Below are 13,522 nucleotides of genomic sequence, written 5' to 3'. Positions count from 1 at the left end.
AGTTGACCCCTCTCAGATTTTTCAGGGGTAGATGAGAATGCAGACTGGCTTGCGTGAGTAAATTGCGGACGCGCGTCTGACATGTTCTCAGATAGAGAACTCCTGGCTCAGCGATGCTCACCAGGGTGTTCTCTAGAGTCAGAGGGGTTACAGCATACCCGTCTTGCTCAAACCTGACTCTTCGGTGCTCTCTGCTATCAACGCTTCGGTGGATATCATCAGGCTGCTGGCAGAGGCGGCATTTTGCAGGGCGATGCGGACGACCTTGGTCGGATCCAGAATACCCATAGCGGCCATGCTACCGAACTCGCCGGTGGCAGCGTTGCAACCAAAGTCGCCGCGCCCCTCGCGCACCTTGTTCAGCACTACCGATGACTCCAGACCTGCGTTGGTCACGATCTGGCGCAGCGGCTCTTCCATAGCATGTTGCACAATCCGGATACCAAGGTTCTGGTCATGGTTTCCACTCTTCAGATCCCGGGTGGCTTCCAAGGCGCGGATCAGGGCCACTCCGCCTCCCGGTACAATGCCTTCTTCTACTGCGGCGCGGGTGGCATGCAGAGCGTCTTCGACTCGCGCTTTCTTTTCATTCATCTCAACCTCGGTGGCAGCGCCCACTTTGATCACCGCTACCCCGCCAGCGAGTCTAGCCAAGCGCTCCAGCAGCTTTTCCTTATCGTCGCGGGAGCAAGAGGGATTGATCTGTGCACGGAGTTCGGTAATCCTCGCTGTAACGCCGCTTGCCTTTCCTGCGCAGTCAACGAGAGTGGTTTTATCCTTGGTAACTCTAACCCTGCGGGCCGAGCCCAGATGCGCCTGGACAACCTTCTCCAGCGACAGGCCTAGCTCCTCGGTAATGATCACTCCTCCGGTCAGCACCGCGAGATCCGCGAGCCAAGTCTTGCGGCTATCGCCGAAGCCCGGGGTCTTGACTGCACATACCTTGACGATTCCGCGCAAGTTATTGGCCGCCAGAGTGGCAAGCACCTCGCTTTCGATATCCTCGGCAACGATCAGCAGCGGTTTGCCGGATTCAGCCGCAGCTTCTAGCACCGGTAACAGCTCACGGATGCTGGCAATTTTCTTGTCATGCAGGAGTATCAAGGGCTCGTCCAGCTCCACGATCATGGACTGTTGGTTGGTAACGAAATAGGGTGACAGGTAACCGCGGTCGAACTGCATCCCCTCGACCACCTTTAGCGAGTCTTCCAGACCGGAGCCCTCTTCGACAGTGATCACGCCCTCCTTACCGACCCGCTCCATTGCTTCAGCGATGATCTGGCCAATGGCCGCGTCGCCGTTGGCAGAGATGGCACCCACCTGGGATATGGTTTGGCTGTCTGTGCAGGGGCGAGACAGCTTCATTAGAGCGCTCACCGCGACGGCTACGGCCTGATCGATGCCGCGCTTGAGGTCAGTGGGACTGGCGCCGATGGTCACCATCTTCAGGCCCTCGCGTAACATCGCATGAGCCATCACCGTGGCGGTGGTGGTGCCGTCCCCGGCGGCGTCCGCCGTGGCGATTGCGATGTTTTTCAACACCTGTGCGCCCGTATTCTCGAAAGGATTCTCGAGTTCGATCTCCTTAGCCACCGAAACGCCGTCTTTGGTGACGATGGGGAGGCTGGAAAAACGCGCCAGTACAACGTTACGTCCTTGCGGACCTAGAGTGACCTTCACTGCGTCGGCCAGCTTGGTTACACCGTCTAGCAGGTGTTTGCGCGCCCGCTCACTGAATTCGATTTCTTTTATTGTCACGTCTTGCATCTCCAATTATGTCTGTCGCTTAGCTGGCGATTGTCAACGCGGCTGGCCGGGCCAAGTTGAAGAGGTACTGTGACCGGTATTACCGCCCGGCGAAGAGGCGTTTAGCTCGCTCACGTTCTTCGGCCAGCTCATCAAGACACTCTTGGCACAGTGCTGCGGCCGGATCACGAATGAGCCGGGCCTCCTCCATTGGCAAATTGCAACGGCAGCACAATCCATAGTTGCTGGTATGTACGCGCGATAGCGCTGCCTGCAGGCGATTTAGCTCGATGCCTAGTTGCGACCGACTGGTTTGCAGTAGTCGTTCATAATCTTCTCGATCATGAGTCCCGTTGGGATGTTGCTCGCCATCTTGAGGTGGGATCAACGGCTTGCCTGCTTCAAGGGTCTTGATCATTGCGGCGATCAGCTCATAGCGTGCTTTGAGGTAATCGATCAGTGGCGTGAATTGATCATCTGTCATGGCTCGGACCTCTTACTGGTAAAGGAGAAGGTCGGAGGCAGCCAGCACCGCGGGAGGCCTCTCGTTTGCAGTTCGCTAGCTCTAGTACACACTTGCTTTGAAGGCGTCGCTCCTCCTGTCGCTATCTGCAGCTCAGGGTTATGCGGCAGTAGTACTTTTCAAGCAACGCAGCATCTTGCTGGCGGCGCGGTGGCCCTGCTCATAGCCCTTCTGCAGCCGCCCCAGATCCCGGGTTAAGCGGCCGACAGGAAATTCCAAGTCGGGGGCTAGCACCCTAACCCGGCAGTCTTCTGGAGGTCGCTCTATGAATGTCAGCGCTTCGTTGTAACGCTGGGCGCGAGCCAGCATGGCTGTGGCAAGTTGCGGATGGCGTCGCATCAGGCTGGCAGTCAGCCAGGGCATGCGGCTGGCCTTCTTTCGATAGCCCAGGGGGCGAGAGAGGATTATCGTCATGTCCCGGGCGCCTCTTCTGTACGCCTCCAGCACTGGGATCGAGTCGGCGATGCCACCATCGGTCATCGCAATTCCGTTGTAGGTCGGAAATGCCCGATAGACCAGAGGCAGAGCGCAGGATGCGGGGAATACCTGATCCATGTTCTCCGGCGTAGCTTGCAGGTAATGCGCCTGCCCGGTGGCAACCTCGGTGGTGACAACGAGCAACGGCGTACCGCAGGTTGCAAAACGTTGCACGTCCAGTGGCACGGTGTTCTTGGTCGCCTCCCAGAGCCAGCCGACGTCGACAAGGTGTCCTGCCCGCAGAAAACGAGTCGGGTCGATAAACTCTCTGCGCGTCGCGTATTCGGTCAGAATCCGACGGCTGCGACCATGGTTGCCGGCCAGGTAGCCAACGAGATTGGTCGAGCCCGCTGAAACGCCTATGGCCATATCGAACGGTCGATAGTCCTCTTCGAGAAAGGCGTCCAGTACGCCGCTGGCAAATATGCCACGCATGGCGCCGCCTTCGACTATCAACGCAGAAGGTTTCGTCATCTCACTTGCTCCTTGCGTTGTGATCTCTTGAATACAAAGCTCTGTGCGGCAAAGTCGACAAGATCGAACTCGCGACGAATCAGCTCGGTGAGGAGGGCGCTGCTGTTCGGGGCGCCCAAACTAGGGGCGTGAATTTCGATGATCAGCGTGTCGACTCGTGCCAGGTCGCATCCCTCGAATAGGTGTTGCTCATAGCCTTCGATGTCGACCAGTAGGACATTCGCCTCAGTGAGCTCCAGCAGGCGTGACAGCCGAATGGACTGAACTTGCAGGCTGGTTGCGCCATGTACCGAAAGCAGCGATGACCACCAGTAGCCAGGAGCCACGTTCAGTGTCGTGCGCCCATCGCCTTCGGACTCCTTGACCGCAGCAGCCTGTATGAGGCGTAGCTGTTGTCCGTTCGCGCTGAATGTTCGTCTTATCAAGGGCTCAAGAGTCGGGTTGGGCTCGCAGACAGTCACGCGTTGACCGGTAACTTGCCCAAGTAGCGAGCCCGTTACACCTATGCCGCCGCCGAGTTCAAGCGCTCTATCCCCGGTTTGCACATGCTTGCGGATCAGTTCCAGGTCGCCCTGTTCGTAGTCGCCTATAAGGAAGTAATAGAGCATTCGTGGCGAAAAATGCCGATCTACGGCGATCTTTAAGCCACAGCTCGGACTAGTGAATTCCCGAGTTCCTTCCAGGCACTTGAGCATTACGGAGAGTTCAGCAACCGCCTGCAGATCCTCAGTGCTATCGCTTGGGAAAGACAGCAGGCCTCGCGTTTTGATCTCTGCCTGCTTGAGCCTGTATCGCTCGCTAAGCATCGGTTTCTCCTCGCGCTAGGGCGGTAGTCGTCAGAACAGTCGGTTGAGTCCATCGAACGCCGCCACCCGATAGGCCTCGGCCATGGTCGGGTAGTTGAAGGTGGTGTTGATGAAGTACTTGATGCTGTTCGCCTCGCTCTTCTGGTTCATGATCGCCTGGCCGATGTGGACGATCTCCGCAGCCTGGTAGCCGAAGCAGTGCACGCCCAGCACTTCCAGACTCTCGCGGTGGAACAGAATCTTCAGCATACCCACCGGCTCGACCGCGATCTGCGCCCGCGCCATGCCCTTGAAGAAGGCCTTGCCCACTTCGTAGGGCACCTTGGCCTGGGTCAGCTCGCGCTCGTTCTTGCCGATCGAGCTGATTTCCGGAATGGTGTAGATGCCAGTCGGCACGTCATCAACGAAACGCCAGCTGCCGTTGTCGATAATGCTGCCGGCCGCTGAGCGTCCTTGGTCGAACGCGGCGCTGGCCAGGCTCGGCCAGCCGATCACGTCGCCAGCTGCGTAGATGTTGCTGATCTCGGTGCGGTAGTGCTGGTCGACCTGGATCTGCCCACGTTCATTGGCCTGGATACCGATGTTCTCCAGACCCAGCTGGTCGGTGTTGCCGGCACGGCCGTTGCACCAGAGCAGCGCGTCGGCCTTGATCTTCTTGCCCGACTTCAGGTGCAGGATCACCCCGTTCTCCAGACCTTCGATGCGCTCGTAATCCTCGTTGTGGCGGATCAGTACGTTCTGATTGCGTAGGTGATAGCTCAGCGCATCGGAGATTTCGTCGTCGAGGAAGCTGAGCAACTGATCGCGGTTGTCGATCAGGTCGACCAGCACGCCCAGGCCGCTAAAGATCGAGGCGTATTCGCAGCCGATTACCCCGGCGCCGTAGATGATCAGCCGACGCGGGGTGTGGCCGAGGCTGAGGATGGTGTCGCTGTCGTAGATGCGCGGGTGACGGAAGTCGACGTCGGCCGGACGATAGGGGCGTGAGCCGGTGGCGACGACCACCTGCTTGGCCACCAGCTTTTCCACTACACCGTTGAGGCAGACCACTTCCACGGTCTGCTCGTCGGCGAAGCTGGCGGTGCCGAAGTAGGTGTCGATGCGGTTGCGCGCGTAGTAACCGGTGCGCGAGGTGACCTGCTTGGCGATCACCTTCTCGGCGCTTTTCAGCACGTCAGGAAAGGAGAACCAGCGCGGCTCGCCAATCTGGCGGAACATCGGGTTGGTGTTGAACTGCATGATCTGCCGCACCGAGTGGCGCAGCGCCTTGGACGGGATGGTGCCAAGGTGGGTGCAGTTGCCGCCGACCAGCGGGCGGTTGTCCACCACGGCCACCTTGCGCCCGGCCTTGGCCGCATTCATCGCCGCGCCTTCACCAGCTGGGCCAGAGCCAATTACCACAAGATCGTAGTTATAGGTTGTCAATGTTTTCCCTCTTGGCTTGGCGCCAGCTGTCTGGCGTCGTGGCTTCTTCGACGTTTGCTTTCTAGGCGGTTTTTTAGGCAAGCCTGAGGGGGCTGGGGTCGGGTTGGTCATCGATTTCCTCTTGTTCATAAAGCGCCTTGATCGAGAGCCAGGCGCGGCCACGTTTATCAAGGTCCGTGCACAGGGCGCGCACGGACTCGCCCACCTTGAACTGCTTTTCGGGACTAGCTTGTGGGCTGAGGGTGGCCGACGCGGGCAGCAATCCTGTACGGCCTGGAGCCAGGGTGATCAATGCGCCGCTCTCGGTAAATCCGCTGACGGTTCCCTGATATACCTGGCCTACGCGTATGGGTTTAAGCGTTATCTCTATGGCAGCAACAGCGCGTTGCAAACAAAGGTCATTGCCTGCACTGACCAGCACGCGGCCATCTGGGAATACTTCGATCTGGCTGCGAGTGTCCTCGCATAGGGCGCGAACCGTTGTGCCTCCGCGCCCAACCAGAAGACCGGTTTGATTAGGCGATATCTTGAGGATCTGTACTCTTGGCACCTGAGGGTTGAGCGTTCGTGGTGTTGCCAAGGCATCGCCCATTCGGAGCAACAGCTCCAAGCGATTTTGTCGAGCTTGCTGAAGTACGACGGCCAAGATATCGGAAGTAAGCTTGACGCCTTGGCTGCGTATATGGATGCCCGTCAAGCCGGCCTGAGTACCCGCGAGAGTGGCCGTTAGGTCGCACGCTGGTCGTTCGACATCATCGAGCTCACTGAGCGCCCTGAAGTGTGAGGGTGAACGAAGAAGGCCAACCTCGACAGCCGCTACAGGCGCTTTCAAAGGAACGCCAGCATCCATCAAGGCAAGGGTTGCGGCGCAAAGTGAAACTTGCTTCGAAGCAGAGGCGTCTCCCCAGTACTCGCAGTCCAGCCGGATGGCATACGGAAAGTTTTCAACGGCAGGCATCGCCGGCCGTAGCGCATTGGTCAACCAACGGCTGGTGGCTTCGGCACTCACCGCTGAGGGCGAGCCTTTAGAGTTCAGGTAAACATGCGCGATGAATGCTTCTGCTGCTGCGCCCTGCACTTTATCCAGTGCCGAACGATTCAGCCCCAAGCTGGCGGTGGCGTGAGTTCTTGAACCGTTGGTCGCCACGCTGGCCGAGCCATGTGCTCTGCTGTGATGGCCTACCTCTATTTTGCTGCGGGGACGCAGCTGCTCGGCCGTACGCTGGTCGGGACGCAGATGGCCGCCGAGTATCCGAGACCGAACAACGTCCGTGGTTACCTGCCTGAAGCACGACGTGATTTTCTGCAGGTGGTCGGGATAGTTGTCATTCAGGCAGAGCGAGAGCTGGACGGCTTTGTGTAGGTCATCCCACCTCCTGTCTCGTTTCTCCGCATCTTTGATGGAGAAAATCTCGAACAGAGGCTGTGTCGCAAGGGCTCGAACCTTGTGGAGCAAAGCGGGACAGGATGATGCATCCACAGAGGGGGTATCCAAGTCAGGCTTTCCCAAGCTGGAAAGTTCCCCCAGGACTTGACTGGTTTTCTTGATGCACTCGTGTGCAGTTTCCAGCGCTTTGGTCAGCAGTGCCTCGTCGAGTTCGCGAGCGCTGCCATCGACATGCAGCAGATGGTCGGTGTCACCGAAAACCCAGAGGCTAGCCTGTGCTGATGGAATCATATCCAGGCTCGGATTGAGTCGGCAGCTACCGTTGGCAATCGCGAGCTGAACCAGCGCTTTGGGGCTCCCCTGAACGTGGCCGGTCAAGCTCAGGCAAAGGCTCGCAGCCAAAGCAGTCGCCAGCCTGGCATCTATCTTCGGATCCTCCTCAAGCACTTGGACATCGAGTTTCACGCAGGTTGATGGGGATACTCGAACTACTGGATCGAAAAGCGACTGCAGAAAATCTGCATGGGCCAGGTCGATTGCAGAAGGCTGATCTTCACGACGCGCAAGATTTGCCATAGCTCCTTGGGCGTAGGATCGTTTAAGGAAGGTTGTCTGTAATCTCTGATGCTCGACACCCTGAGCAACTTCACAACGGGCCAGTGCACTACCTTGGCCCAGCCGTAGTAGAACGGAATAGGGTGCAACGTCACCTAGCCAACCAATTTCGGCACAAGCTTCGAGTTGACCGAAGCTGAAGGTTTTACTGCTGATTGACATGGCATAGAGCCCTCTCGCAAGCCAAAGGATGGAATTCCTGGTGCGAGTTGGATCTATGGGGGACTGAGCTCTCGGGTGAAGCCCAATGAGGAGTTGGTCATATATGCGCTGCCATTCTTTTGCAGAGTTTGATCAATTTGTGAGCGCACTAACGATACCTTGATACGAGGAGCAAGGCAAATTGGTGGCGCTGGATCTGGCTGCGGTTCACAAAACTCTCGAGCGCGATCTGTCGCCCTGGGCTATGTGCCAGTGAGCGAGCTTGATGGAGCGATCAGTAGTTATGGCAGCACACGCTGAGCGGATGAGATATGTATCGATCAATCCGGGTGTTTTCCGTAGTTTGCTATGACAGTTGCTACGTCATCGAAAACAGAGAGCATTGTAGGGGGGGCTGAGAGTGCGTCACTTGATGCTAGAAAATGCTAAAAACAAGGATAATTTTATTTAAGTGTTTGATATTTAAAATAAAATAATAAAATCATGTCCAGCCGTCATGATCGAGACCTACGACTTGGTGTATCTGATTCAGGAGAACGGTGACCTTGGCTATCAAGAAGCATGCCGAGGGGGTTGCTCACGTGTGCTCCCCAGAGCAGCAAAAAGGGAGCGATAGCCGATCTTTTCGCCAGCGTGCGCAGCCCTTTAATGGCGAGAACGGCATGATAGGGGGAGAGGAGACAGCAAGACCGTTATTGCTCCGATCTCACCGGTGCCACCTGCAAGTGGGGCGCGCAGGCTCCTGCTGGTGTCAGCGGTAAACGACTTCAATACATTACACTCCACGCTTTGCCCCTGATTGCGAAGCGTTTTCGTGGGGTAAATTTGGGGTAAATCACCCGCCAAAACACGCCTTTTCAGGCCCGCTTCGCGTTATGTCGTAGGTCGGCGTGGCTTGCTTAACTCATTGATTTTTAAGCTATTTATTGTGTTTTATCGGTTTCATGGCAGCAATCTAATTACACAATCGGGGTGTGAGCGGAGAGATCGGTCATGCCGGGCCTTACGTGCGGTGGGTGTGACGAAGCCGGGAATTTTCCCATACTTCGTCCCTCGCGTGGGCTGCGAATCTGACGCAATTACTCTTCAGTCGGTGAAGGTCACCGAGAACTGAGCCACCGCCTCGACCACGCGCTGCGATTCGCTGCGTATCTCGCGGATCACTTCACCAGCCTGGTTGGCCAGGTCTACGCCGGTACGTGCACGCTCTCGCGTGGTTGCCATGCTGGCCACTGCGTTGCGCGTAAGATTCTGGTTCTGCTGAACGACGCCATTGATCTCCTGGGTGGCCTGGCTGGTTCGCGAGGCCAGTTGACGCACTTCATCGGCCACTACGGCGAAGCCGCGACCCTGTTCACCGGCACGCGCCGCTTCGATGGCTGCGTTGAGTGCCAGCAGATTGGTCTGGTCGGCAATACTGCGAATTACCTGAACGATGCTGGTGATCTGCTCGGATTGTTTGTTAAGGCCTTCTATCTGTTCGGCCACATGAGCCAGTTCACTGGCAATATCGGCGACCACCGCAACGGTCTGGGCCACTGTGCGCGTGCCGTGATCGGCGGAAACATCGGTCTCCTTGGCGATGTCATGAGCCAGCTGGGCAGCGGCAGCCTCCGAGTCGCGGCGCTCGACCTGGGCGGTGATGTCGCTGGCGAATTTCACTACGCCATAGACGCGGCCGTTGGCGTCGTAAAGGGGGTTGTAGGTGGCACGCAGCCAGACCTGCTGGCCTTGTTTGGTCACGCGGCGAAAACGATCGGACATGAACTCGCCTTTGTTCAAGCGAGCCCAGAACTGACGGTAGTCATCGCTGCGGCTGTCCTCGGCCAGGCAGAAGAGCCGGTGATGCTGGCCGATCACATCGTCGCGGCGATAGCCCATCAGATCGAGGAAGTTCTGGTTGGCACTCACTACCTCACCCTCGAGGTTGAACTCGATCACCGCCATGGAGCGGTCGATGGCCTTGATGTAGCTCTCGTGCATATGTTCGGCCGCTACCTGGCGGGTGATGTCGGTGGCGATCTTCATTACCTTGGTCACCGAGCCATGATCATCCCGGATTGGCATGTAGGTCGCTTCCAGCCAGACCTCCTTGCCGTCTTGCGTCAGCCTTGGAAAGCGATCGCTGAAGTGCTCGCCTTGGCGCAGGCGCTGCCAGAACTGTTGATAGGCGAGGCTCTCGCTCAGGTTGCGGGAGCAGAACAGACGATGGTGCTTGCCGACGATCTCTTCCAGGCGGTAATTCACCACGCCGAGGAAGGCTGGGTTGGCGTCGAGGATGATGCCGTCCGGGGTGAACTCGATCATCGCCATCGATTGGCGAATGGCCTGTAGCTCTGCCGCTCCCTGATCCTGCGCGTCCTTGTGTTCCTTGTTCCGTGAAAGCCACATCGCAGTGCCTCCTATTGCACCCTAGCCCGTGATAACAGTAGACGAACTTTGCCGTTTCCACTGGCAGGCAAGCTGTGTAGGGTTTGCCGTTCGATGAGTGAGGAGTGGATATGGACAGAATCAGCCAACTGGCCGAACAACTGGGTGCAGCATTGCAGGCGCAAGCTGCCCAGGTCACCACTGCAGAGTCTTGTACAGGCGGCGGTATCGCCGAGGCGATCACTCGTATCCCCGGCAGCTCGGCCTGGTTCGAGGCTGGCTATGTGACGTACTCCAACGTCCAGAAAACCAAGCAGTTGGCTGTATGTGCCGACTTTTTCACCAGTGTGGGCGCCGTTAGCCGAGAGGTGGTCGAGGCGATGGTGCGTGGCGCTCAGGCCAATAGCGGGGCGCGCTATGCAGTGGCTGTCAGTGGGGTGGCAGGGCCGGACGGTGGCTCCGTGGAGAAACCGGTCGGTACCGTCTGGTTGGCCTGGGGCGATGGCGAGCGTCTTTTCAGTATGCGCAAGCAGTTCGCTGGTAACCGCGATGAGGTGCGCCGACAAACGGTCGAGGCCGCTCTGGCGGGGCTTCTGCGCCTGTTGGCGGAGGAAAATCCGCTTGTGGGGTAGGCGGGCGACTTGCCCTGTGGAATAATACTGGCTACTTATACAGTTGTTGGCGGCCCTCGAGGCCCTTGTTAATACGTGAGGATGGTAATGGACGAGAACAAGAAGCGCGCTTTGGCGGCTGCCCTGGGTCAGATCGAGAAGCAGTTCGGCAAGGGTGCGGTCATGCGCATGGGCGACCATGAGCGTCAGGCCATTCCGGCCATCTCCACCGGTTCGCTGGGGCTGGATATTGCGCTGGGCATCGGCGGTTTGCCAAAAGGCCGTATCGTCGAGATCTACGGCCCGGAATCCTCCGGTAAGACCACGCTGACCCTATCGGTGATCGCCGAAGCGCAGAAGCTTGGCGCCACCTGTGCCTTCGTCGATGCCGAGCACGCACTGGATCCGGATTATGCCGGCAAGCTCGGCGTCAACGTCGATGACCTGCTGGTATCGCAACCGGACACCGGTGAGCAAGCGCTGGAAATCACCGACATGCTGGTGCGCTCCAATGCCATTGACGTGATCATCGTCGACTCCGTGGCGGCTCTGGTGCCCAAGGCGGAAATCGAAGGCGAAATGGGTGACATGCACGTCGGTCTGCAGGCGCGCCTGATGAGCCAGGCGCTGCGCAAGATCACCGGTAACATCAAGAACGCCAACTGCCTGGTGATCTTCATCAACCAGATTCGTATGAAGATCGGTGTGATGTTCGGTAGCCCGGAAACCACCACCGGTGGTAACGCGCTGAAGTTCTATGCCTCGGTTCGCCTGGACATCCGTCGTACCGGCGCGGTGAAGGAAGGCGAAGAGGTCGTGGGTAGCGAAACCCGAGTGAAGATCGTCAAGAACAAGGTCGCGCCACCGTTCCGCCAGGCCGAGTTCCAGATTCTGTATGGCAAGGGCATCTACCGTAATGGCGAGATCATCGATCTCGGCGTGCAGCAGGGCCTGGTCGAGAAGTCGGGTGCCTGGTACAGCTACAAGGGCAACAAGATCGGTCAAGGCAAGGCCAATGCAGCCAAGTACCTGGAAGACAACCAGGAAGTGGCGCGCGAAATCGAAGGTCTGATTCGCGAGAAGTTGCTGGTCAGCAGCGCTCCGGCAAAGGCTCCGGCTGCCGATCTGGCTGATGCTGAAGTAGACTTCTAAGCTATTAGAGCATGACCGTCGTACTGGATAACCCGCTCGCCGTCAGGCGGGCGGCCATGGATCTGCTGGCGCGACGTGAGCATGGGCGTGTCGAGCTTACGCGCAAGTTGCGCAAGCGTGGCGCCCCCGAAGACATGATCGACGTGGCCTTGCAGCGGCTGTCAGAGGAGGGCTTGCTATCCGAGGCCCGCTATCTGGAAAGCTTCGTCGCTTATCGTGCGCGTGCTGGTTACGGTCCGCTGCGTATTCGCGAGGAACTCGGCCAGCGTGGGCTCGCGCGTGGTGATATTGATCAGGCTCTGCGTGAAAGCGGTATCGACTGGTTCGAGCAGTTGCGTGAAACCTGGCAGCGCAAGTTTGCCGGTCGGCTTCCGGGTGATGCTCGTGAGCGTGCTCAACAAGGCCGGTTCCTGGCCTACCGTGGCTATTCGCTGGATATGATTGGGCGTCTGTTGCGCGGTTGCGACGAATAGCTCGTCAGTCTGCTCAGACTGGCTGGACGGCCAGCTGACGTAGATGGCTCGGCACGTCTGGTGCGCCGGCCAGGCGCAGTCCCTCGCCAAGCGCAGTGGCTTCCTGATGCTCTTTGGGCAGGAGGAGGAACTCTGGGGTGCCGGCTTTCTTCAGTAGTGACAGGCGTGCATAGGGTATGCCGTTGTCCAGTAGCAGCCCCATGAAGCTGGGGTCGCTCCAAGCCGCTTCTGGCATGGCCAGTACGTGATAGCGCTTTTGCAGGTTGTCCAGGCCCGCTTCATTCAAGCGATAGCGAGCCAGATTGGCTGGCAGTAGCACTTCCAGTTCGCGTCTGCGCGCATAGGCGATTGCTCCAGCGAAGGCTTCGCCTTGCACATCCCCTGACCAGAAGGTGCGCGAGCCGCGCCAGTTGGCCTGACGCAGCTCGATCGGTTCGCCAGCGAGAAAACGCGGCAACGCCAGGCCGATGGTTTTGACGAAATCCTTGTAGCTGATGATGCGCACCTGCTTGCAATGTTCGCTTGCTGCGTAGTCTTCGAAGCTCACGTAGCCTGGCGCAGGGCAAGGGTAGGCGAAGCCGTCGATCAGGCGCAGATCGAAAGACTGCAGTTGCTGCATTTGCGCTTCCACTACTTGAGTCAGTGCGCAATGGGCCTGTGCTTTGTCTTCCTGTACCGGGCCGGAGAGCGCACCGCGAGGCAGGTTGAGCAGAAGCTGCAATTGCGGGCCGTCATGCCAACCAATACTTTCGACCGCTGTAGGCAACGGTTTGAATGGCAGGCGCAGGGCGCTGGCTCTGGCGAATATCTGTCGTGAGCTACGGCCGAGCAGACCCATGCGCTGGGCCAGGGCTGCCAGGCGGCTGCTGAGAGTTGAGGATTCGGACAGGCTCATGGCCGGCAGATCGCTCCTGAAGCGTCTGCTGCAGTGTGGCAGACGCGGATGGCTATTGCCCATATAGCGTAGCGCGGCGCGGGAGTGCCTGTCGCGTTGCGGGTCTGTGGCAAAATAGCCGCATTCATTTGCGAGGGTGCCTCCATGCCCAGCTTGGTGCTGGATATTGCGTTATCGGCCGAACGATTGCAGGCCATCTATCGTGGCCAGGCCAACCGGATTATGGCGCAAAGCCGGGATGGGCGCCGCGTCAGTTTGCCGGCCCACCATCTGCGGCCGTATCTGACTCACGCCGGTATCTTTGGTTCCTTCGTACTGGAATTCAGTAACTCCGGCGAGCTGCTGAGTTTACGCCCTTTGGACTGATCTGGCGCGCTTGCCTCGCGCCGACGACGCCTGCGCGGCT

Annotated in this window: 12 protein-coding genes; 4 read left to right on the top strand and 8 right to left on the bottom strand. The window is 58.4% G+C overall.

Annotated features, from left to right (window positions below):
* Positions 1-147 precede the first annotated feature (147 nt).
* From groL to BLT86_RS26220, 7 genes are all read right to left on the bottom strand, one after another.
* Complete coding sequence (gene groL, locus BLT86_RS10325) at positions 148-1,758, bottom strand: chaperonin GroEL (protein WP_026088801.1); 1,611 nt, start codon at positions 1,756-1,758, stop codon at positions 148-150.
* Between the two features lie 88 nt (positions 1,759-1,846).
* Positions 1,847-2,230 (bottom strand): glycosyltransferase family protein, encoded by a 384-nt coding sequence (locus tag BLT86_RS10320; RefSeq protein WP_017679298.1) that lies wholly within the window; start codon positions 2,228-2,230, stop codon positions 1,847-1,849.
* Between the two features lie 138 nt (positions 2,231-2,368).
* Entirely contained in the window at positions 2,369-3,220 is an 852-nt protein-coding gene (locus BLT86_RS10315) for a patatin-like phospholipase family protein (RefSeq protein ID WP_017679299.1), read from the bottom strand.
* The gene (locus BLT86_RS10310; RefSeq protein ID WP_017679300.1) at positions 3,217-4,026 is read right to left on the bottom strand and encodes an FkbM family methyltransferase; all 810 of its coding nucleotides are present in this window, start codon (positions 4,024-4,026) and stop codon (positions 3,217-3,219) included. Before BLT86_RS10310 ends, BLT86_RS10315 begins: the two co-directional genes overlap by 4 nt.
* A 30-nt stretch (positions 4,027-4,056) precedes the next feature.
* Positions 4,057-5,451, bottom strand: a complete 1,395-nt coding sequence (gene sthA, locus BLT86_RS10305; RefSeq protein ID WP_033377771.1) for a Si-specific NAD(P)(+) transhydrogenase — start codon at positions 5,449-5,451, stop codon at positions 4,057-4,059.
* A 73-nt stretch (positions 5,452-5,524) separates the two neighbouring features.
* Positions 5,525-7,615 carry a S1 RNA-binding domain-containing protein gene (locus tag BLT86_RS10300; RefSeq protein ID WP_081593852.1) on the bottom strand — a complete coding sequence of 697 codons (2,091 nt, stop codon included), beginning with the start codon at positions 7,613-7,615 and terminating at the stop codon, positions 5,525-5,527.
* A gap of 1,086 nt (positions 7,616-8,701) precedes the next feature.
* A complete protein-coding gene (locus BLT86_RS26220) occupies positions 8,702-10,006 on the bottom strand; it encodes a methyl-accepting chemotaxis protein (protein WP_059391346.1) in 1,305 nt (434 codons plus the stop codon).
* A 110-nt stretch (positions 10,007-10,116) separates the two neighbouring features.
* On the opposite strand from BLT86_RS26220, the gene BLT86_RS10290 reads away from it, so the two are divergent.
* The 3 genes from BLT86_RS10290 to recX all read left to right on the top strand — a co-directional run bounded on the left by BLT86_RS10290 (position 10,117) and on the right by recX (position 12,221).
* Positions 10,117-10,617, top strand: a complete 501-nt coding sequence (locus tag BLT86_RS10290) for a CinA family protein (protein ID WP_021489789.1) — start codon at positions 10,117-10,119, stop codon at positions 10,615-10,617.
* An 87-nt stretch (positions 10,618-10,704) separates the two neighbouring features.
* Complete coding sequence (gene recA, locus BLT86_RS10285) at positions 10,705-11,748, top strand: recombinase RecA (protein WP_021489788.1); 1,044 nt, start codon at positions 10,705-10,707, stop codon at positions 11,746-11,748.
* Positions 11,749-11,759: 11 nt separating this feature from the next.
* Positions 11,760-12,221: a recombination regulator RecX gene (gene recX / locus BLT86_RS10280; RefSeq protein ID WP_055985195.1), complete on the top strand. Its 462-nt coding sequence runs from the start codon at positions 11,760-11,762 to the stop codon at positions 12,219-12,221.
* Positions 12,222-12,234: 13 nt separating this feature from the next.
* Here recX and BLT86_RS10275 read toward each other — a convergent pair whose 3' ends face one another.
* On the bottom strand, positions 12,235-13,116 hold the full coding sequence (locus BLT86_RS10275; protein ID WP_055985192.1) for a DUF6685 family protein: 882 nt from the start codon (positions 13,114-13,116) through the stop codon (positions 12,235-12,237).
* A 144-nt stretch (positions 13,117-13,260) separates the two neighbouring features.
* Between BLT86_RS10275 and BLT86_RS10270 the strand changes: the two genes are divergently transcribed.
* Positions 13,261-13,482: a DUF2835 domain-containing protein gene (locus tag BLT86_RS10270; RefSeq protein ID WP_003462010.1), complete on the top strand. Its 222-nt coding sequence runs from the start codon at positions 13,261-13,263 to the stop codon at positions 13,480-13,482.
* The last annotated feature ends 40 nt before the right edge of the window (positions 13,483-13,522 follow it).

Origin of the sequence: Pseudomonas sihuiensis, from assembly GCF_900106015.1 — a bacterium.
GTDB lineage: Bacteria > Pseudomonadota > Gammaproteobacteria > Pseudomonadales > Pseudomonadaceae > Aquipseudomonas > Aquipseudomonas sihuiensis.
Note: the sequence above shows the minus strand (reverse complement) of the source record. Positions and strands in the feature narration are given on the sequence as shown.